This is a genomic window from Clavibacter tessellarius, assembly GCF_001618005.1.
Lineage (GTDB): Bacteria > Actinomycetota > Actinomycetes > Actinomycetales > Microbacteriaceae > Clavibacter > Clavibacter tessellarius_A.
Window position 1 is genome coordinate 13,686 of the sequence record NZ_LQXA01000023.1, and the last position, 19,908, is coordinate 33,593.

The 19,908-nt window shown below is 71.0% G+C and carries 21 protein-coding genes; 12 read left to right on the forward strand and 9 right to left on the reverse strand.

Going from position 1 to position 19,908, the window contains the following annotated elements; translation table 11 throughout:
* Positions 1 to 16 precede the first annotated feature (16 nt).
* The 6 genes from AWH51_RS05680 (at position 17) to AWH51_RS05705 (ending at position 5,587) form a co-directional block, all read left to right on the forward strand.
* Positions 17 to 1,438: a dipeptidase gene (locus AWH51_RS05680; protein WP_063071138.1), complete on the forward strand. Its 1,422-nt coding sequence runs from the start codon at positions 17 to 19 to the stop codon at positions 1,436 to 1,438.
* A 134-nt stretch (positions 1,439 to 1,572) separates the two neighbouring features.
* Positions 1,573 to 1,935 (forward strand): iron-sulfur cluster insertion protein ErpA, encoded by a 363-nt coding sequence (gene erpA, locus AWH51_RS05685; protein WP_063071185.1) that lies wholly within the window; start codon positions 1,573 to 1,575, stop codon positions 1,933 to 1,935.
* Positions 1,936 to 2,057: 122 nt separating this feature from the next.
* Complete coding sequence (coxB, locus tag AWH51_RS05690; protein WP_063071139.1) at positions 2,058 to 2,969, forward strand: cytochrome c oxidase subunit II; 912 nt, start codon at positions 2,058 to 2,060, stop codon at positions 2,967 to 2,969.
* A gap of 12 nt (positions 2,970 to 2,981) precedes the next feature.
* A complete protein-coding gene (ctaD, locus tag AWH51_RS05695) occupies positions 2,982 to 4,727 on the forward strand; it encodes a cytochrome c oxidase subunit I (RefSeq protein WP_175345470.1) in 1,746 nt (581 codons plus the stop codon).
* A 1-nt stretch (position 4,728) separates the two neighbouring features.
* Positions 4,729 to 5,145: a cytochrome c oxidase subunit 4 gene (locus tag AWH51_RS05700; RefSeq protein WP_063071140.1), complete on the forward strand. Its 417-nt coding sequence runs from the start codon at positions 4,729 to 4,731 to the stop codon at positions 5,143 to 5,145.
* A gap of 4 nt (positions 5,146 to 5,149) precedes the next feature.
* The gene (locus tag AWH51_RS05705) at positions 5,150 to 5,587 is read left to right on the forward strand and encodes a GNAT family N-acetyltransferase (protein ID WP_063071141.1); all 438 of its coding nucleotides are present in this window, start codon (positions 5,150 to 5,152) and stop codon (positions 5,585 to 5,587) included.
* Between the two features lie 520 nt (positions 5,588 to 6,107).
* Here AWH51_RS05705 and AWH51_RS05710 read toward each other — a convergent pair.
* From AWH51_RS05710 to AWH51_RS05730, 5 genes are all read right to left on the reverse strand, one after another.
* Positions 6,108 to 6,980 carry a putative RNA methyltransferase gene (locus AWH51_RS05710; protein WP_063071142.1) on the reverse strand — a complete coding sequence of 291 codons (873 nt, stop codon included), beginning with the start codon at positions 6,978 to 6,980 and terminating at the stop codon, positions 6,108 to 6,110.
* A 141-nt stretch (positions 6,981 to 7,121) separates the two neighbouring features.
* Complete coding sequence (locus tag AWH51_RS05715; protein ID WP_063071187.1) at positions 7,122 to 8,753, reverse strand: cytochrome b; 1,632 nt, start codon at positions 8,751 to 8,753, stop codon at positions 7,122 to 7,124.
* Positions 8,737 to 9,846, reverse strand: coding sequence for a ubiquinol-cytochrome c reductase iron-sulfur subunit (locus tag AWH51_RS05720; RefSeq protein WP_063071143.1), 1,110 nt, complete (start codon positions 9,844 to 9,846; stop codon positions 8,737 to 8,739). Before AWH51_RS05720 ends, AWH51_RS05715 begins: the two co-directional genes overlap by 17 nt.
* A gap of 45 nt (positions 9,847 to 9,891) precedes the next feature.
* Complete coding sequence (locus AWH51_RS05725; RefSeq protein WP_063071144.1) at positions 9,892 to 10,692, reverse strand: cytochrome c; 801 nt, start codon at positions 10,690 to 10,692, stop codon at positions 9,892 to 9,894.
* A 26-nt stretch (positions 10,693 to 10,718) separates the two neighbouring features.
* Positions 10,719 to 11,357: a cytochrome c oxidase subunit 3 gene (locus AWH51_RS05730; protein WP_081001874.1), complete on the reverse strand. Its 639-nt coding sequence runs from the start codon at positions 11,355 to 11,357 to the stop codon at positions 10,719 to 10,721.
* Positions 11,358 to 11,437: 80 nt separating this feature from the next.
* Here AWH51_RS05730 and trpD point away from each other — a divergent pair, with 80 nt between their 5' ends.
* Complete coding sequence (trpD, locus tag AWH51_RS05735; protein WP_063071145.1) at positions 11,438 to 12,493, forward strand: anthranilate phosphoribosyltransferase; 1,056 nt, start codon at positions 11,438 to 11,440, stop codon at positions 12,491 to 12,493.
* Between the two features lie 46 nt (positions 12,494 to 12,539).
* Positions 12,540 to 13,286 carry an SOS response-associated peptidase gene (locus AWH51_RS05740; protein WP_063071146.1) on the forward strand — a complete coding sequence of 249 codons (747 nt, stop codon included), beginning with the start codon at positions 12,540 to 12,542 and terminating at the stop codon, positions 13,284 to 13,286.
* Between the two features lie 96 nt (positions 13,287 to 13,382).
* Here AWH51_RS05740 and glpK read toward each other — a convergent pair whose 3' ends face one another.
* Positions 13,383 to 14,900 (reverse strand): glycerol kinase GlpK, encoded by a 1,518-nt coding sequence (glpK, locus tag AWH51_RS05745; protein WP_063071147.1) that lies wholly within the window; start codon positions 14,898 to 14,900, stop codon positions 13,383 to 13,385.
* A gap of 27 nt (positions 14,901 to 14,927) precedes the next feature.
* Positions 14,928 to 15,734, reverse strand: a complete 807-nt coding sequence (locus AWH51_RS05750) for an MIP/aquaporin family protein (RefSeq protein WP_414146347.1) — start codon at positions 15,732 to 15,734, stop codon at positions 14,928 to 14,930.
* A 230-nt stretch (positions 15,735 to 15,964) separates the two neighbouring features.
* On the opposite strand from AWH51_RS05750, the gene dhaK reads away from it, so the two are divergent.
* From dhaK to dhaM, 3 genes are read left to right on the forward strand one after another with little or no spacing between them, the layout of a single operon-like run.
* Positions 15,965 to 16,966, forward strand: a complete 1,002-nt coding sequence (dhaK, locus tag AWH51_RS05755; RefSeq protein WP_063071149.1) for a dihydroxyacetone kinase subunit DhaK — start codon at positions 15,965 to 15,967, stop codon at positions 16,964 to 16,966.
* 3 nt (positions 16,967 to 16,969) lie between these two features.
* Positions 16,970 to 17,623 carry a dihydroxyacetone kinase subunit DhaL gene (dhaL, locus tag AWH51_RS05760; protein ID WP_063071150.1) on the forward strand — a complete coding sequence of 218 codons (654 nt, stop codon included), beginning with the start codon at positions 16,970 to 16,972 and terminating at the stop codon, positions 17,621 to 17,623.
* Positions 17,620 to 18,354, forward strand: coding sequence for a dihydroxyacetone kinase phosphoryl donor subunit DhaM (dhaM, locus tag AWH51_RS05765; protein WP_063071151.1), 735 nt, complete (start codon positions 17,620 to 17,622; stop codon positions 18,352 to 18,354). The genes dhaL and dhaM overlap by 4 nt, the downstream gene beginning before the upstream one ends.
* A 15-nt stretch (positions 18,355 to 18,369) precedes the next feature.
* Here the strand turns inward: dhaM and AWH51_RS05770 are convergent, their stop codons facing one another.
* The gene (locus AWH51_RS05770) at positions 18,370 to 18,786 is read right to left on the reverse strand and encodes a YchJ family protein (protein WP_063071152.1); all 417 of its coding nucleotides are present in this window, start codon (positions 18,784 to 18,786) and stop codon (positions 18,370 to 18,372) included.
* Positions 18,787 to 18,878: 92 nt separating this feature from the next.
* Between AWH51_RS05770 and AWH51_RS05775 the strand changes: the two genes are divergently transcribed.
* Positions 18,879 to 19,394: a mycothiol transferase gene (locus AWH51_RS05775; protein ID WP_063071153.1), complete on the forward strand. Its 516-nt coding sequence runs from the start codon at positions 18,879 to 18,881 to the stop codon at positions 19,392 to 19,394.
* Between the two features lie 19 nt (positions 19,395 to 19,413).
* Here AWH51_RS05775 and AWH51_RS05780 read toward each other — a convergent pair whose 3' ends face one another.
* A complete protein-coding gene (locus AWH51_RS05780; RefSeq protein WP_063071154.1) occupies positions 19,414 to 19,905 on the reverse strand; it encodes a glutathione peroxidase in 492 nt (163 codons plus the stop codon).
* Between the last annotated feature and the right edge of the window lie 3 nt (positions 19,906 to 19,908).

Here is a 19,908-nt window from a genome sequence, read left to right on the forward strand (position 1 = left end):
ATCTAAGATTACCTGCATGACGCCTCCCGACACCTCCGCAGACGCCGTGACCGCCCCGGACCAGGAGGCCGTCGACCGGCTCGCTGCGGCCGTCGCGGGCGGGTTCCCCGCCACGGTGGCCGACCTCTCCGCTCTCGTGCGCATCCCCTCGGTGTCCTGGCCGGCCTTCGACCCCACCCACGTGGCCGCCAGCGCGGACGCCGTCGCGGGACTGCTCGCCGGGCTCGGCGTCTTCGACGACGTCTCCGTCCACCGTGCCGCGACCCCGTCCGGCGACGACGGGCAGCCGGCCGTCCTCGCGACCCGGGCGCCGCGGAACGGGAAGCCCACGGTCCTCCTCTACGCGCACCACGACGTGCAGCCGCCCGGGGCGGACGAGCACTGGGATACTCCGCCGTTCGAGCCGACCCTGCGCGGCGACCGCCTGCACGGGCGCGGCGCCTCGGACGACAAGGCGGGCATCATGACGCACGTCGCGGCGATCCGCGCCCTCGTCGAGGCGGAGGGCGACGACCTCGATCTCGGCCTCGCGGTCTTCATCGAGGGGGAGGAGGAGGCCGGGTCCCGCTCCTTCTCCGACTTCCTCGCGAAGCACCACGACGCGCTGGCCGCCGACGTCATCGTCGTCGCGGACAGCGACAACTGGGACGTCGACACCCCCTCCATCACCATCGCGCTCCGCGGCAACGTCACGTTCCGCCTCACCGTCCGCACGCTCGACCACGCGTCGCACTCCGGTATGTTCGGCGGTGCCGTCCCCGACGCGATGATGGCCGCGGTCCGCCTCCTCGACTCGCTCTGGGACGCCGACGGCTCCGTCGCCGTCGCCGGCCTCTCCTCCGCGGACATGGACACCCCCGAGTACGACGACGCCCGCCTCGCCGAGGAGGCCGCGCTGCTCGAGGGCGTGTCCCCGGTGGGCACGGGGCCGATCCTGACCCGCCTCTGGGCGCAGCCCGCCATCACGGTGACGGGCATCGACGCCCCGTCGGTCGCGAACGCGAGCAACACGCTGCTGCCGGAGGTGTCGGTCCGGATCAGCGCGCGCATCGCGCCCGGCCAGACCGCGGCCGACGCGCACCGCGCCCTCGAGGCGCACATGCAGGCCCACCGTCCCTTCGGCGCGCACGTCGAGATCAGCGACGTCGACCAGGGCGATCCCTTCCTCGTCGACACGACCGGATGGGCCATGGCCGAGGCGACCGCCGCGATGACCGCCGGCTGGGGCCGCGCACCCGTGCAGGCCGGCATCGGCGGCTCGATCCCGTTCATCGCCGACCTCGTCGAGGCGTTCCCGTCCGCGCAGATCCTCGTCACCGGCGTCGAGGACCCCGACACCCGCGCGCACAGCCCGAACGAGTCGCAGCACCTGGGCGTCCTGCGGCGCGCGATCCTCAGCGAGGCGGTGCTCCTCAGCCGCATCGCCCGGCGCGGCTGAGCCGCCGGCCGACCGCGGGGATCCGTCGAGGATCCCCGCCGGACGGCGGGAACACCCGGGTGACTCCCGCGGTTGCACGACGTAGACTCCACCGGAGTCGCCCGACCGCAGATCCCATGACCCGAGGAGTGCTCATGACCGACACCACGCTGACCGAGGCCGCCCAGGCTGCCCACCGCGTCGGACTCACGGACACCGCCGCGAGCAAGGTCAAGAGCCTGCTCCAGCAGGAGGGCCGCCAGGACCTGCGCCTCCGCGTCGCCGTCCAGCCCGGCGGCTGCTCCGGCCTCATCTACCAGCTCTACTTCGACGAGCGCGAGCTCGACGGCGACGCCACGGTCGACTTCGACGGCGTCGAGGTCATCGTCGACAAGATGAGCGTCCCCTACCTCGACGGCGCGACGATCGACTTCGAGGACACCATCCAGAAGCAGGGCTTCACCATCGACAACCCCAACGCCGGCGGCTCGTGCGCCTGCGGCGACTCGTTCCACTGACACATGCAGCGGTAAGCGATCCGGCCCGGTAAACCGGGCTTCGAGCAGGGAGTCGTCCTTCGGGCGGCTCCCTGTCGCGTAGGGTGGAACCCGTCACATCCGGTTCTTCGAAGGGTCTGCACGTGCGCTTCACTCGCCGTCAACGTTGGCTGACGATCCCCGTCGCCATAGGCATCTCGGTACTCCTCGCGGGGTGCACGCAGCAGCAGCTCCAGGGCTTCCTCCCCACCGAGCCGGGCACCACGAACCACGTCGACTCGGTCATCGGCCTCTGGGTCACGGCCTGGATCGTCCTCCTCGCGGTGGGCGTGCTCACCTGGGGCCTCACCATCTGGGCAGCGGTCGTCTACCGCCGCCGCAAGGGCCAGACCGGCTTGCCGGTGCAGATGCGCTACAACATGCCGATCGAGATCTTCTACACGATCGTGCCCCTCATCCTCGTGCTCGGCTTCTTCGCCTTCACCGCCAAGGACCAGGCCGCCATCGAGGCTCGCTTCGACAAGCCCGAGGTCAAGGTCCAGGTCTTCGGCAAGCAGTGGGCGTGGGACTTCAACTACCTCGGCGGCCAGACCGAGGCCGGCCAGACCCTCGAGGGCGGCGCCTACGAGCAGGGCGTCCAGGCCGTCGAGGCCGAGAACGGCCCGCAGGGCGCCGTCGACAAGGCCAAGCTCCCCACGCTCTACCTGCCGGTCAACACCAAGGTCGAGCTGGAGCTCAACACGCGCGACACGCTGCACTCCTTCTGGGTGGTGGACTTCCTCTACAAGAAGGACCTCATCTCCGGCAAGACGAACTACATGTCGTTCATCCCGCAGAGGATCGGCACCTACAACGGCGACTGCGCCGAGCTCTGCGGCGAGTACCACTCCCTCATGCTGTTCCAGGTGAAGGTCGTGTCCATCGAGGACTACAACGCCTACATCGAGAAGCAGAAGGCGGCCGGGTTCGCAGGAGACCTCGGCAAGGACTACGACCGCCTGCAGAACCTCCCCGGCACCGAGGTGCCGGCCACCACCGAGTCGTCCGAAGAGTAGGGCAGCAGAAACGTGACATCGACCCTCAACCGTCCCACCGCGATCCCCGCGGGTCAGGCGAAGGTCCTCGACGGCAACGGCAAGGCCGAACGCCGGGGCAACGTCGTGGTCAACTGGATCACCTCCACCGACCACAAGACGATCGGGTACCTGTACCTGATCACCTCGTTCCTCTACTTCTGCCTCGGCGGGGTCATGGCGCTCGTCATCCGCGCCCAGCTGTTCGAGCCGGGTCTGCACGTGGTGGAGACGAAGGAGCAGTACAACCAGCTCTTCACCATGCACGGCACGATCATGCTGCTCATGTTCGCGACGCCGCTCTTCGCCGGCTTCGCCAACGTGCTCATGCCGCTGCAGATCGGCGCCCCGGACGTCGCGTTCCCGCGCCTCAACGCGTTCGCGTACTGGCTGTTCAACTTCGGCTCGCTCATCGCGGTCGCCGGCTTCCTCACCCCGGCCGGTGCCGCCTCGTTCGGATGGTTCGCGTACGCGCCGCTGTCGAGCACGACCTTCTCACCGGGGTTGGGAGGCAATCTGTGGGTGATGGGGCTCGCGCTCAGCGGCTTCGGCACCATCCTCGGGGCGGTCAACTTCGTGACGACCATCATCACCATGCGCGCCCCCGGCATGACCATGTTCCGGATGCCCATCTTCACGTGGAACATCCTGGTGACGTCGATCCTCGTGCTGATGGCGTTCCCGGTGCTCGCCGCCGCGCTGTTCGGCCTCGGCGCCGACCGGATCTTCGACGCGCACATCTACGACCCCGCCAACGGCGGCGCCATCCTGTGGCAGCACCTGTTCTGGTTCTTCGGCCACCCCGAGGTGTACATCATCGCGCTGCCGTTCTTCGGCATCGTGTCCGAGGTATTCCCGGTCTTCAGCCGCAAGCCGATCTTCGGGTACAAGACGCTCGTGTACGCCACCATCTCCATCGCGGCCCTCTCGGTCACGGTGTGGGCGCACCACATGTACGTCACCGGATCCGTACTGCTGCCGTTCTTCTCGCTCATGACCATGCTCATCGCGGTGCCCACCGGCGTGAAGATCTTCAACTGGATCGGCACGATGTGGCGCGGCTCGGTCACGTTCGAGACGCCCATGCTGTGGGCCATCGGCTTCCTCATCACGTTCACGTTCGGCGGTCTCACCGGCGTGATCCTGGCGTCGCCGCCGCTCGACTTCCACGTCTCGGACACGTACTTCGTCGTCGCGCACTTCCACTACGTGGTCTTCGGCACCGTCGTGTTCGCCATGTTCTCCGGCTTCTACTTCTGGTGGCCCAAGTGGACGGGCACGATGCTCAACGAGCGTCTCGGCAAGGTCCACTTCTGGCTGCTGTTCATCGGCTTCCACACCACGTTCCTCATCCAGCACTGGTTGGGCGTCATGGGAATGCCGCGTCGGTACGCGACCTACCAGCCCGAGGACGACTTCACCTGGATGAACCAGCTGTCGACCATCGGCGCAGGCATCCTCGCGCTGTCGATGATCCCGTTCTTCCTGAACGTGTGGATCACGGCCCGCACCGCGCCGCGCGTGACGGTCAACGACCCGTGGGGCTACGGCCGCTCGCTCGAGTGGGCCACGTCCTGCCCGCCGCCGCGGCACAACTTCACGTCCATCCCGCGCATCCGCTCCGAGGCCCCGGCCTTCGACCTGAACCACCCGGAAGCCGGCATCCCCGTCGGCATCGGGCCGGCCAAGGACGCTCCGGATGCCGCGACCTACGACATCTCCAGCGACAAGGTGAAGTGACGTGCGCGCCAATAGGAACCTCTTCTACATCCTCGCGGTCTTCTTCGTCCTCGCGGCGGCCGCGTACACCATCTGGCACCTCATCGACCAGAACACGGTCGAGTGGGTCGGCACGCTGGCCATCGCGCTCTCGGGCGTCCTGGCCGCGTTCATCGGCTTCTTCGTGGCTCGGCTCTACGCCGCGCAGAACGGGGAGCTCCCGGAGGACCGCAGCGACGCCAACGTCGATGACGGCGATCCGGAGCTCGGCTTCTTCAGCCCGTGGAGCTGGTGGCCGGTGATCCTCGCGGCCGGTGCGGCGTCCGTGTTCCTCGGCCTCGCCGTCGGCATCTGGATCGCGATCATCGGCGGTGGGCTCGCGATCATCGCGCTCGTGGGCTGGACCTACGAGTACTACCGCGGCTACTTCGCCCGCTGATCCGATGGTCGACATCCGGCACGCCCTGGCCTCCGACGGAGACGCCGTCTTCGCCCTGTGCCAGCAGCTCGACATGATCAACGCCCCGGCGACCAGGGACGACTTCGACGTCACGTTCTTCCACATCCTCCGGGCGAACAAGGACGTCGGTCGCGACGTGCTCCTGGTCGCCGAGGATGCCGGCCGCGTCGTCGGATACGCGTACCTCGTCGTCAGCCGTCTGCTCTACGCCGGTGGCCTCAGCGCGCACCTCGAGGAGCTCGTCGTCGACGGGGAGGCGCGGAGCTCCGGCACGGGTTCGGCCCTGGTCCGAGCGGTCGAGCGCCTCTGCGGCGATCGTGGCGTCGGGCAGATCACGATGAGCACGCGACGCGCCGGCGAGTTCTACAAGCGGCTCGGCTACGAGCGGACGGCGGAGTTCTACAAGAAGCTGCTTCGCTGAGCTGGTGAGGCGCTGACGCTGAAGACGCCCGGGCCGCGACTGCGGTCCCGGGCGTCTCGCGTTCCGGCTCGTCTGCGGTCGTTCCGAGCCGGAGGACATGTCGGGGGATCGAGCAGCGGACGCACGGATCCCGTGAGTCGCGTCGACGCGCACGTATCGGAGGCAGCAGGGAGCGTCGGGCGTCCGCCCTGAGTGCGGATGAGATCCGCGTGCGATGGGCGGAGAGCTCAGCTGCTCCAGGCGTTCCGCCGTCCGGCGGACGGCGACCTCCTCCGGCCGGCATGGGGCCGATCGTGCGTGGCGCGCGGCCCGAGGTCCCGTACGGAGGCGGACGTCGTCCCCGAGCATCGCAGTCCAGCCCGCCGGGCCCGCATCCGCCAGTGGCCACGCCGCGAGGTGATGACCTTCGAGCCCGTGAAAGCTGACCTGGCGGGGATCCTCCACCTCGGGGAGTCGGGGGATAGCCGACGGGAGCCGCGGCGCGTGGCGACCGGACGCGAGCTCCCGGCACGGGCCGCCGTCAGGCCGGGCCCTGGATGTCGCACCGTCGCATCAGATGGATCGTCACGTCGAGGGTGACGGGGGACGAGCCGGCCTCTAGAAGGGGCGGGGATCCGTCGCGCGGATCGCGGTGGTGCGCTGACGGCCCCATCCCGAGGAGGCGATCGACGTCGTCGGCGCCCAGCACGAGGTCGTGGCGGATGAGGGTCTCGGACAGGGGTTCGAAGAGCGGCGCGGCCGAGGCCAGTATCCGCTCGCGCTTGTCGGCCTGGATCCCGACCGCGCGGCCGGCCTCGCGCAGCTGACGGAGGTGCTCGGGTCCCGGCGCGACGATCAGGAGGAGGCCGTCGGGCACCAGGACCCGGTGGAAGTCGCGCATGTTCCGAGGGGCGAACACGTCGAGCAGGAGATCCGCGACACCGTCCCGGACGGGTAGACCCGCCCAGGTGTCGGCGACGAGCCCGTCGACGTCGTGCCGACCGCGCACTGCCGCACGCACGGCGTCGACCGACAGGTCCGCCGCGAGACCGTGCGCTGACGGCACGCGGTCGAGGAGGGTGCGCAGGTAGTGGCCCGTCCCGCACCCGGCGTCGAGGATCCGTCGGGGACCGCTCTCGCGCCGCGCCGCGTCGCGGCCGAGGTCGAGTGCGTCCGCGATCCCGTCGGAGATGGGGGAGTAGTGCCCGCCCTCGAGGAAGCGGTCGCGCGCGGACAGCATGTCGGCGGTGTCACCGGTGACGCGCGTTCCGGCCGGCAGGAGGGAGGCGTAGCCGCGCTTGTTCGCATCGAAGGCGTGCCCGTTCGCGCAGCGGAGGGCCAGGGGAGGCACGGCCGTCAGGTCCTCGCGGCACATCGGGCAGCGGAGCCAGGCAGCGAGACGATCGAGATCCACGGGCGCTCCTCGAGGCGGACGGCTGTGACGCGTGACAGGGGTCGTGCGTCGGGCGATGGGGCCGTGGACGCACGAGAGCCGATCCGGCGTGATGCCGGACCGGCTCTCGGTCGTGCCCGGGATCAATCCGAGCGGGTGCTGCTAGTGGTGGTCGCCGTGGCTGCGCTCGACGTCCTTGGTGGTGACCGGGGAGATGCGGTCCTCGAAGAACCACTTCGACAGCGCCGCGCGGGCCCGCTGGTTGACCGTGATGCGTCCACGGCTGTCCGGGCGGATCATGAGCGGCTTGTAGTCGTCGAAGCTCACCAGGCGCCAGCGCTCGTACTCGTCGAGCTGCTCGTGCACCTCGATGAATTCCCCGCCGGGGAGCTTCACGATGCGGCCCGACTCGACCCCATGGAGGGCGATCTCGCGGTCCTTCTTCATGAGCGCCAGGCAGATGCGCTTCGTGACCTGGTAGGCGATGACCGGTCCGAGGATCAGGAGCGCCTGCAGGGTGTGGATGACACCCTCCATCGACACCTTGAAGTGCGTGGCGATGAGGTCGGAGCTCGCGGCAGACCAGAGGACCGCGTAGAACGTGACGCCGGCGGCGCCGATCGCGGTGCGCGTCGGGGCGTTGCGCGGACGGTCGAGGATGTGGTGCTCGCGCTTGTCGCCCGTGATCCACGCCTCGATGAAGGGGTAGAGCGCGACGAGCACGATGAACAGGCCCAGGACCGTGATGGGCAGGATGATGTTGAACGAGAACGTGTGGTCGAACAGCACGAACTCGAGTCCCGGCGGGACGAGGCGCAGGGCGCCGTCCGCGAAGCCGATGTACCAGTCGGGCTGCGTTCCCGCGGACACCGGTGACGGGTCGTAGGGCCCGTAGTTCCAGATCGGGTTGATGGTGAAGAACGACGCCATGACCACGATCACGCCGAAGACGACGAAGAAGAAGCCGCCGGCCTTGGCCGCGAAGGTCGGGAGGACCGGCACACCGACCACGTTCTCGTTCGTGCGGCCGGGACCGGCGAACTGGGTGTGCTTGTGCACGACCACGAACAGGAGGTGGAGCGCGAGGAACGCGACGAGGATCGCGGGCAGCAGCAGGATGTGCAGCGTGTACAGCCTCGGGATGATGTGCGTGCCCGGGAACTCGCCGCCGAAGAGGAGGAACGAGATCCACGTGCCGATCACCGGGATGCCCTTGACCATGCCGTCGATGATCCGCAGGCCGTTGCCGGAGAGCAGGTCGTCGGGGAGCGAGTAGCCCGTGAAGCCCTCGGCCATCGCCAGGATGAACAGGACGAAGCCGATGAACCAGTTGAGCTCGCGCGGCTTGCGGAACGCACCGGTGAAGTAGATGCGCAGCATGTGCAGGCCGATGGAGGCGACGAAGAGCAGCGCCGCCCAGTGGTGGATCTGCCGCATGAGCAGGCCGCCGCGGATGTCGAACGAGATGTCGAGCGACGACGACATGGCGACGGACATCTCGACGCCCTTGAGGGGCGCGTAGGAGCCGGCGTAGTGCGTCTCCGCCATGGAGGGGTTGAAGAAGAACGTCAGCCACGTGCCCGTGAGCAGGATGACGACGAAGCTGTACAGCGCCACCTCGCCGAGCATGAAGGACCAGTGGTCCGGGAAGATCTTGCGCCCGAACTCCTTGACGGCGACGCTGACGCTGGTGCGCTCGTCGAGGTAGGTGGCGGCGGCGGCGGTGAGGCCGCCCCCGCTCGTGGCGGCGGGCGCGGCGGCACCCGTCGTGGTCGGATCAGCTGTTGTAGTCACCACGACGCTCCCAGAAACTCGCCCCTACGGGCTCGGTGAAATCACTCTGTGCAATGAGGTAGCCCTCGTCGTTGACGGCGATGGGCAGTTGCGGCAGGGGCCGCTTGGCAGGTCCGAAGATGACCTCGCAGTGGTTGGTCACGTCGAACTGGGACTGGTGGCAGGGGCAGAGCAGATGGTGGGTCTGCTGCTCGTAGAGCGCCACCGGGCATCCCACGTGCGTGCAGACCTTGGAGTAGGCGACGATGCCGTCGTACGACCAGCCCTTGCGCTCCGGCAGCTCGACCAGGTCTTCGGGACGCAGGCGCATGAGCAGCACCGCGGCCTTGGCCTTCTCCTCGAGCTTGCCCTCCTCCAGGTCCATGAGGGACGCGGGGATGACGTGGAACGCGGAGCCGATGGTGACGTCGGACGCCTTGATGGGCGTGCCGGACGGATCGCGCGTGAGGACCTCGCCGGCCTTCCACATCGTGTGGCTGAGGGCGGAGGCGGGCTCCTCGGCGCTGCCCGGGTAGAGGTCGCGGAACAGCACGACCGCGGGGAGCGGGAAGGCCACGAGGGCGCCGATGAGGCTGTTGCGGATGAGCGAGCGGCGACCGAAGCCGGACTCCTCGTTCGCCTGGGCGAAGATCTCGACGGCGCGCGCCTGCGTGGCGGGGGAGCCGCCCTGCGGGTGCCGCTCGTCGATCAGCTCGTGGTCGCTCATGAGCGCCTTCGACCAGTGGATCGCGCCGATGCCCAGGCTGAGCAGCGCCAGGGCGATGCCGATGCCGAGGAACAGGTTGTTGAGCCGTACGCTGCCCGGGTCGTCCGCGTAGATCGGGAAGCCGAAGTATGCGCCGATGGCGAAGACGCTGCCGACGATGGACAGGTAGAACCAGGTGTAGACGACGCGCTCGGCCGTCTGCGCCTTCTTCGGGTCCTTGTCGGTGACGCGGAGGCGGTGCTCCGGGAAGCCGGGGTTCTGGAACGCGTCGCGCGTGGCGACGGCGGTGCCGCCCGGGAGGACGACGTCACGGCCCGCGGACTCGAGCTCGCCGGCGTCGTAGCCCGCGGGGACGACGCCCGACTCGTCCTTATCGTCGTGTGCCATGTGCGTGCCTCTCGTGTGTTCTGGTGCGGTTCATCGATGCGGGCGTCAGTTGGACTTGGCGGTGAGCCACACGGTCAGGGCGACGATGCCGCCGAGGCCGAAGATCCACATGAAGAGCCCCTCGGAGACCGGGCCGAGCCCGCCGAGGTCGGCGCCGCCGACGTTGCTGTTCTGCTCGATGTACTGGAGCGACGTGATGATGTCGCGCTTGTCCTCGGGGGAGATGTTCGTGTCGTTGAAGACCGGCATGTTCTGCGGGCCGGTGACCATGGCCTCGTAGATGTGCACCGGGTCCACGCCCTTGAGGCTCGGGGCGAACTTCGCCTCGGTGAGGGCGCCTCCGGCCCCCGCCACGTTGTGGCACATGGCGCAGTTGATGCGGAAGAGCTCGGCGCCGTTCGCGGGGTCGCCCTGCCCGTCGAGGTACTGGCTCGCCGGGATCGCAGGTCCGGGGGCGAGCGACGCGACGTAGGCGGCGAGCTCCTTGACCTGGTCGTCCGTGAACTGCGTCGGCTTCTCCTCCGCCTGGACCGTGGTGGCCTGGAGGGGCATGCGACCCGTGCCGACCTGGAAGTCGACCGACGCGGCGCCGACGCCGATGAGGCTCGGGGCGACGCCCGTGCCCGTGGCGTCCATGCCGTGGCAGGTGGCGCAGTTCGAGCCGAAGAGCTTCTGGCCCTCGTCGATGGTCTGCGCGCTCTTGAGGTCGACCTGGGCCGAGGCGGTGCCCGTCTGGATCAGTGCGTAGGCCCCGCCCGTGAAGAGCAGGCCGATGGCGAGGAGGGCGACGGTGGTCAGGGGGCTGCGGCGGCCGGTGCGGCGGGCGCGTGCTGTCGTGGTGCTCATGCTGTGGTTGTTGCTCCCGCTCGGTGCTATTTGAGGACGTAGATGACCAGGAAGAGCCCGATCCAGACCACGTCGACGAAGTGCCAGTAGTAGGACACGACGATGGCGCTCGTCGCCTCCCTGTGCCCCATCGACCGGACAGCGAAGATGCGCCCGATGACGAGGAGGAAGGCGATGAGACCGCCCGTGACGTGGAGGCCGTGGAAGCCCGTGGTCATGTAGAACGCCGAGCCGTAGGCATTGCTGCTGAGCGTGATTCCCTCGGTGACGAGGGTGGCGTACTCGAAGATCTGGCCGACGACGAAGATGGCGCCGAGGGCGTAGGTGAGGAAGAACCACTCGACCGTGCCCCACTGGCTGGGCTTCCATCCGGTGGCCCGCGCCTGCAGGCGCTCCGCCGCGAAGACGCCGAACTGGCAGGTGAACGAGCTCGACACGAGGATGAGGGTGTTCACCAGCGAGAAGGGCACGTTGAGGCGGCCTGCCTCGAACTCCCAGAGGGCGCCGGACGTGGAGCGGAGGGTGAAGTAGATCGCGAAGAGGCCCGCGAAGAACATCACCTCGCTGCCGAGCCACACGATGGTGCCGACGGCGACCGTGTTCGGCCGGTTCACCACCGGCGCGGTGGATGCAGGGGAGATTGAGGTGGTCGTCACAGGTTCCATTATGACCCAGGCCGACGACACCCGACGCCCACCCGGGCCGCCCGTGAGATCCGATCCAGCCTCTCGTTAGGCTGATCCGCATGCCCTCCGCCCCCACATGGCCCGCGCTCATCACCGCCCTGATCGAGGGGGGCCACCTGTCCGTCGCGGAGTCGACGTGGGCGATGCGCCAGGTGATGCGGGGCGAGGCCACGCCCGCCCAGCTGGGGGGGCTGCTGGTGGCGCTCCGCGCGGCCGGCGAGACGGTCGATGAGATCGTCGGGTTCCGGGACGCGGTGCTCGAGGAGGCCCTGCCGCTCGACGCGGATCCGCGTGCCCTCGACATCGTGGGCACGGGAGGGGACCCTTACGGCGCGGTCCTCAACATCTCCTCGGTCGCCGCCGTGATCGCCGCCTCCGCGGGCGTCCCCGTCATCAAGCACGGCAACCGCGGGGCGAGCTCGGCCTCGGGCGCCTCCGACGTGCTGACGGCCCTCGGCGTCGACCTCACGATCACGCCCGAGCGCGTGGGGGAGGTGCTCCGCGAGACGGGCATCACCTACGCCCACGCGGCGCTCTTCCACCCCGGGTTCCGCCACGCCGCCGCGACGCGACGCGAGCTCGGCATCTCCACGCTCTTCAACGTGCTGGGGCCGCTCTGCAACCCGGCGCGGCCGGAGGCGTCCGCCGTCGGCGTGGCGGACCTGACCCGCGTGCCGCTCCTCGTCGGCGTGTTCCGCACCCGGGGGGCGACGGCGCTCGTGTTCCGGGGTGACGACGGGATCGACAAGCTGACCACCACGGGCCACAGCCACATCTGGGAGGTCAGCCGCGGAGCCGTGGTCGAGCACGATCTCGACCCGCTCGAGCTCGGCATCCCGCGCGCGCCCATCGAGGCGCTCCTCGGTGAGGGGATAGAGGAGAACGCCGCCGTCATCCGACGGGTGCTCGCGGGGGAGCCGGGTCCGCAGCGCGACGTCGTGCTGCTCAACGCGGCGGTGGGGCTCGAGGCCTTCGACCTCATGGGCGATCCCACGCGCGTGCAGCAGCCCATGGCGCAGCGGCTCCGCGAGAAGCTCGTCGTCGCCGCCGACGCCGTGGACTCGGGCCTGGCGGCCGCCAAGCTCGGGGAGTGGGCGGCCGCGACCCGCGCCTGATCCGCCCGCGACCGGCGATGTCGCGGGCACGGCGGATGATGGTCGCATGTGCGGGAGATTCGTGGTGGCGCGGGCGACGGGCGACCTCGTCGGGGACTGGGCGGTCGACGACGTGGAAGGCGACGACCCGCCGGCGTCGTGGAACGTGGCGCCGACCACGGAGGTGCGTCTGATCGCCGATCGCCGGCCGCGCGCGGACGCCGACGGCGGCACCCGCCGCGTGCTCGCCAGCGCGAGGTGGGGGATCGTGCCCCCGTGGGCCCGGTCGCCGCAGGGCCCGCCGCTCATCAACGCCCGGGTCGAGACCGTGACGGAGAAGCCCGCCTTCCGGAAGGCCGTGCTCGCACGGCGCGCGATCGTGCCGGCCGACGGGTACTACGAGTGGCAGGCGACCGCCGAGGGGAAGCTGCCGGTGTACCTGCATGCCGAGGACGAGGGTCCCCTCGCCTTCGCCGCCGTGTACGAGCACTGGCGCGACCCCGCGGTGGCCGACGGGCAGCCCGGCGCGTGGCTGCGGAGCCTCGCGATCCTCACGTCCGCCGCGAGCGACGCGCTCGGGCGCATCCACGACCGCACGCCGGTGATCGTCCCGCGCGACCGGCTGGACGACTGGCTCGACGTCGGGACGGCGGCGGTCGACGACGTGCGGCACCTGCTCGCGTCGCTGCCCGAGCCGCGCCTCGTGCCGCGCCGGGTCTCCACCCGGGTCAACAGCGTCCGGAACGACGGGCGGGACCTGATCGCGCCGGTGGACGACGTCCCCGCGGGCGGCGGGCAGCCGTCGCTCCTCTGAGCGCGCGGGCGGCCGATGCCCGTCGCCGGTGCCCGGGGGACGCCGCACGCCCCGTCACCGAGGGGCGACGGGGCGTGCGGATCGTGCGGGTGCGGCCTACTGCACGTCGTCGTCGACCCAGTCGAAGGTCTTCGTGACGGCCTTCTTCCAGAGGCGCAGCTGACGCTCGCGCTCGGCGTCGTCCATGTCGGGCGTCCAGCGGCTGTCCTCCTGCCAGTTGCTGCGCAGGTCGTCGAGGTCCTTCCAGAACCCGACCGCGAGGCCGGCCGCGTACGCGGCGCCGAGCGCGGTGGTCTCCGCGACGACGGGGCGGACGACGGGCACGCCGAGGATGTCGGCCTGGAACTGCATGAGCAGGTTGTTGGCGATCATGCCGCCGTCGACCTTGAGCTCGGTGAGGTCGACGCCCGAGTCGGCGTTGACCGCATCCAGCACCTCGCGCGTCTGGAACGCCGTGGCCTCCAGCGCGGCCCGGGCGATGTGGCCCTTGTTCACGTAGCGCGTGAGGCCGACGAGCGCGCCCCGCGCGTCCGAGCGCCAGTACGGCGCGAACAGGCCCGAGAACGCGGGCACGAAGTACACCCCGCCGTTGTCCTCGACCGTGGCGGCGAGGGTCTCGATCTCCGCGGCGCTCGACACGAGGCCGAGGTTGTCGCGCATCCACTGCACGAGCGAGCCCGTGACCGCGATGGATCCCTCCAGCGCGTAGTGCGGCTCCGCGTCGCCCAGCTTGTAGCCGAGCGTCGTGAGGAGGCCGTTCTGCGAGTGGATGATGTCGGTGCCGGTGTTGAAGATCAGGAAGTTGCCGGTGCCGTACGTGTTCTTCGACTCGCCCTGGTCGAACGCGGCCTGGCCGAACGTGGCCGCCTGCTGGTCGCCGAGGATGCCCGCGATGGGCACCTCGCGGAGGAGGCTCGAGGACTCGACCTGGCCGTAGACCTCGGAGGAGCTCTTGATCTCGGGGAGCATCGAGCGCGGCACGTCGAAGGCCTCCAGGATCCCGTCGTCCCACTGCAGGGTCTCGAGGTCCATGAAGAGCGTGCGGGAGGCGTTGGTCACGTCGGTGACGTGGACGCCGCCGTCGGTGCCGCCCGTGAGGTTCCAGAGGACCCAGGTGTCGGTCGTGCCGAACATCAGCTCGCCGGCATCGGCCTTCGCGCGCGCGCCCTCGACGTTCTCCAGGATCCAGACGATCTTGGTGCCGGAGAAGTAGGTGGCGAGCGGCAGCCCGACGGTGGGCTTGAAGCGCTCGACGCCGCCGTCGGCCGCGAGCCGGTCGACGATCTTCTGCGTGCGGGTGTCCTGCCAGACGATGGCGTTGTAGACGGGCTTGCCCGTGGTGCGGTCCCACACGACGGCGGTCTCGCGCTGGTTGGTGATGCCCACGGCCTCGACGTCGTGGCGGGTGATGTCGGCCTTGGACAGCGCCTGGCCGATGACCTCGCGCGTGTTGCGCCAGATCTCCATCGGGTCGTGCTCGACCCAGCCGGCGCGGGGGAAGATCTGCTCGTGCTCGAGCTGGCCGGTGGACACGATGGACCCGGCGTGGTCGAACACGATGGCGCGCGTGCTGGTGGTGCCCTGGTCGATGGCGACGATGTACTTCTCGCTCATGTGGTCTCTCCTGTGGGGTTCGGGGTTCTAGATGATGGGGAGCAGCGCGTAGGACGCGAGGCCGGCGAGCAGGCCGCCGATGGCCGGGCCCACGACGGGGACCCAGGCGTAGGACCAGTCGCTCGGGCCCTTGCCCTTGATGGGGAGGATCGCGTGCGCGATGCGGGGGCCGAGGTCGCGGGCCGGGTTGATGGCGTAGCCGGTCGGTCCGCCGAGGGACGCGCCGATGCCGACCACGAGGAGGGCGACGGGGATGGCGCCGAGCGCCGAGAGGCCGGCGGGGGTGGCCGCGGACGCGTCGGGGTGGTTCGCGAGACTGAAGCCGAGGATCACGATGACCAGCACGAACGTGCCGATGATCTCCGTGACGAGGTTCCAGCCGTAGTTGCGGATGGACGGGCCGGTCGAGAAGACGCCGAGCTTGGTGGCCGCGTCGGGCTCCTCGTCGAAGTGCTGCTTGTAGGCGAGCCAGCAGAAGACGGCGCCGATGATGGCGCCCACCATCTGGGCGAGGATGTAGACGGGGACGCTCGCGACGTCCTCGATCTTGCCGGCGGCGAGGAGGCCCAGCGTCACGGCCGGGTTGAGGTGCGCGCCGGACGCGTACGAGACGGTCACACCGGCGAAGACCGCGAGGCCCCAGCCGAAGTTGACCATGAGGGTGCCTCCGGCGAGGCCCTTCGACTTGATGAGCGCGACGTTCGCCACGACTCCGCATCCCAGGAGGACGAGGAGGGCGGTGCCCACCGTCTCCGACAGGAATATCGTTCTGAGTTGATCCACTGAGTGGTGCTCCGATCGTTCGTCGAGGCGCGGGTACGACCTCTGCCGCATCATCGCGGTCCTTCCAATCTAATGCCGGGGCAGCCGGTGGCCCGTCCCCGCCTGGCCGCTCCGCGACGCGCTTCCGGCCGCTCCGCCGGCACCGGTGCCGACCTGTGCCGCGCTCGCCGCCGGGCGTATGTTGAGCACGCACCCGAGTCGCCGCCGACCGAGTCCCGTTCCTCGATCCGGCTCGGACGCCCGGGGGCCCGCGCGCCGCCCGCGACCCGCGAGGAGCCGCAGTGAAGAAGCTGATCAACGACCCGAGGACCGTCGCCGAGGAGGCGGTCGCGGGGTTCGCCGCCGCGCACGCCGATCTCGTGCGCCTGAACGCGGACCCGCTGCACGTCCGACGCGCGGAGCCGACCCGCCCCGGACGGGTCGCCCTCGTGAGCGGCGGCGGCAGCGGGCACGAGCCCCTGCACCTGGGCTTCGTCGGGCACGGGATGCTGGACGCCGCGGTGCCCGGCCCGGTGTTCACGAGCCCCACGCCGGATCCCGTCGTCGCGGCCACGCTCGCGGTCGACGCCGGCGCGGGCGTCCTGCACATCGTCAAGAACTACACGGGCGACGTCCTCAACTTCGAGACGGCGGCCGAGCTCGCCGAGGCGGAGGGCGTGCGCGTGCGGACCGTCGTCGTGGACGACGACGTCGCGGTGACCGACTCGCTGTACACGGCCGGCCGCCGCGGGGTCGCCGGCACCGTGCTCGTGGAGCGCATCGCGGGGGCCGCGGCGGAGCGCGGGGACGACCTCGACGCCGTGGCCGCCATCGCCGAGCGGGTGATCGGGCAGGTGCGCAGCATGGGCGTCGCCATCCGCGCGTGCACCGTCCCGCACGCCGGCGAGCCGAGCTTCGCGCTCGAGGACGACGAGATGGAGGTCGGCATCGGGATCCACGGCGAGCCCGGCCGCGTGAAGCTGCCGCTCGAGCCCGTGGACGCGATCGTCGACCGGCTGCTCGACCCGGTGCTGGAGGACCTGGCCGCGCCGGCGGGGAGCCGCGTGCTCCTGCTGGTGAACGGGATGGGCGCGACGCCGCTCTCGGAGCTCTACATCGCCTACGCCCGCGCGGCCGCCGTGCTGCGCGAGGCCGGGCTGACCGTCGCGCGGAGCCTCGTGGGAGACTACGTCACGGCCCTCGACATGGAGGGCCTGTCCCTCACGGTGCTGCTGCTCGACGACGAGATCACCGAGCTGTGGGACTCGCCCGTGCAGACCGCCGCCCTGCGGTGGGGGAGGTAGCAGATGGCACTCGGGACCGACTGGGTCGTGGCCTGGACCACGGAGGCGGCGCGCGTGATCGCCGAGCGGCGGGGCGACCTCATCGCCCTCGACCGCGAGATCGGCGACGGCGACCACGGCGAGAACCTCGACCGCGGATTCAGCGCCGTGGTCGCGAAGCTCCCCGCGCTCGCCGCGGACGCGACGCCGGCCGACGCGCTGAAGGCCGTCGCGACCACGCTGATCTCCACCGTGGGCGGCGCATCCGGCCCGCTCCTCGGCACGGCGTACCTCAAGGCGTCCGCCGCCGTCGCCGGCCGCGTCGACCTCGACGGGGCCGCGCTGGCCGACCTGCTCGAGGCCGCGGTCGGCGGGATCGTGCTCCGCGGCAAGGCCGAGCGGGGGGACAAGACCACGGTCGACGCCTGGGGTCCCGCCGCCGAGGCCGCGCGCGCCGCCGCCGACGCGGGGACCGCTCCGGCCGACGTGCTCGCCGCCGCGGCCGACGCGGCCGAGCGCGGCGCGGAGGCGACCGAGCAGCTCGTCGCGCGCAAGGGCCGGGCCTCCTACCTGGGCGAGCGCGCGGTCGGGCATCGCGATCCCGGGGCCCAGTCGTCCGCGCTGATCCTCCGGGCGGCGGCCTCGACCGCCCGCGACGCCGAGGGGGCCGCGTCGTGAGCGTCGGGCTGGTCCTCGTCTCGCACAGCGCCCTGATCGCCCACGGCCTCGTCGACCTCGCGCGCCAGATGGCGCCGACCGTCGCGCTCGTCCCCGCGGGCGGATCCGGCGACGGCACCCTCGACGACGCCGGCATCGGCACGAGCTTCGACGTGGTCGCCCAGGCGCTCGCCTGGGCGGAGGGCGGCGACGGGGTCGTCGTGCTGGCCGACCTCGGATCCGCGTACCTCACCGCCGAGACCGCGGTCGACCTCCTGGACGACGACGCCCGCGCCCGCGTCGTGGTGGTCCGCGCGCCGCTCGTGGAGGGCGCGGTGGCCGCTGCGGTGGCCGCCGAGACCGGCGGGACCCTCGAGGAGGTGGCCGCGGTGGCCGCCTCGGCCGCGAGCGCGGACGCCGCGGAGGACGCCGACGCCGGGCTCGCCCCGGATCCGCGCGCCGACGGCACGGAGTCGGCCCCCGCGGGAGGCGCCGGCACGGTGCGCGGCGAGGCCGTGCTCGTGAACCGCGACGGGCTGCACGCGCGCCCGGCGGCGGACTTCGTCACGCGCGCCGCGGGCTACTCGTCGGCGATCACGGTCAACGGGCAGAACGCCGCGTCGCTCCTGGGCGTCATGGCGCTCGGGCTCACGCGCGGCGCGCACGTCGTCATCGAGGCCACCGGCGACGACGCGGAGGAGGCCGTCACGGCGCTGGTCGAGCTCATCGACTCGGGGTTCGGCGAGGCCTGACCCGCGGCGTCGCGGTCACTCCGCGTCGACGTACACCCAGGATCCGCCGTGGCGGGCGAACCGGCTCGCCTCGCGCTGCGTGCCGCGCTCCCCGTCGTGCCGGTACGCCGCCTCGAACTCGACGACGCCCGTGGCGTCCGCGGGCCCGCCGAGGGCGGTGCGCACGATCGTGAGGCGGAACCACCGGACGGCCGGGTCCAGCTCGAGCTCGTCGGGCCGCGTCGACGGGTGCCAGCTCCGCGCGAGGTGCGCGGCGTCCCCGCGCGCGTAGGCCGAGAAGCGCGAGCGCATCAGCCGCTCGGCGGTGGGCGCCGCGACGTCGCCGCGGTGGATCGGGCCGCAGCAGGCGCCGTACGGGTCGCCGCTCGTGCAGGGGCACCACGCGTCGTCGTCGGGCGTCGACCAGGGGGCGTCGGGGGAGAGTCGCGTCACCCCGCGAGCCTGCCATGTCGTCGTCGACGGCCGTGAGCGGAGCAGGATGGGAGGGCGCCCGCCCGGGTGCGCACCCGATCCGAGGAGACGCCATGACCCCCGCCATCGACCTGCTCGTCGACGCCTACGGACGCATCGGCGGGATCGTGCATGAGGCCGTGGACGGGCTCGACGCCGACGACCTGGCCTTCCGCCCGGACGCCGAGGCGAACACCGTGGGCTGGCTCGTCTGGCACCTCGCCCGCGTGCAGGACGCGCAGGTCGCCGATGTCGCGGGCACCCCGCAGACGTGGACGGCCGGGGGATGGGACGCGCGCTTCGCCCTGCCGTTCGACGCGTCCGCCACCGGGTACGGGCAGTCTCCCGAGGACGTGGGCGCGCTCGCGGGCACCGGCCCGGAGCTGCTCCTCGGCTACCTCGACGCCGTGCAGGCGGCGACCCTCGCGTACCTCGCCGGGCTCGACGAGTCGGAGCTCGCGCGCGTCGTGGACGAGGACTGGACGCCACCCGTCACGCTCGCCGCCCGCCTCGTGAGCGTGCTCTCCGACGACCTGCAGCACGCGGGTCAGGCGTCGTACCTGGCGGGGCTGATCGCGCGCCGCGGCTGAGCAGGGCGCGACGGCCGGATCAGCCGGGCAGCTCCGCCTCGATCAGCGACACGATCTCCGGCGCGTCCGGCTCCACGGTGGGCCGGAAGCGGTGCACGGCGCCCGACGGCGTCACGACGAACTTCTCGAAGTTCCATTTCACCCGCCCGGCCTTGCCCTCGGCGTCCGGCGCCTTCGTCAGCTCCGCGTAGACGGGGTGGGCCGAGCGCCCGTTGACCTTGACCTTCTCCATCATCGGGAAGGTGACGCCCCACGTGGTGGAGCAGTACTCGTCGATGGCCTCCGCGGACCCGAGCTCCTGCAGGAACTGGTTGCTGGGGAAGCCGATGACCGTGAACCCGCGATCGCCGTAGGTGCGCTGGAGCTGCTCGAGCTTCTCGTACTGGGGCGCGAGCCCGCAGCGCGAGGCGACGTTGACCACGAGGACGACCTTGTCGGCGTACGCGCCGAAGGTGGTCTCCTCGCCCTGGAGCGTGGTGAGCGGGATCGGGTCGAGCCGGGCGTGGGTCATGTC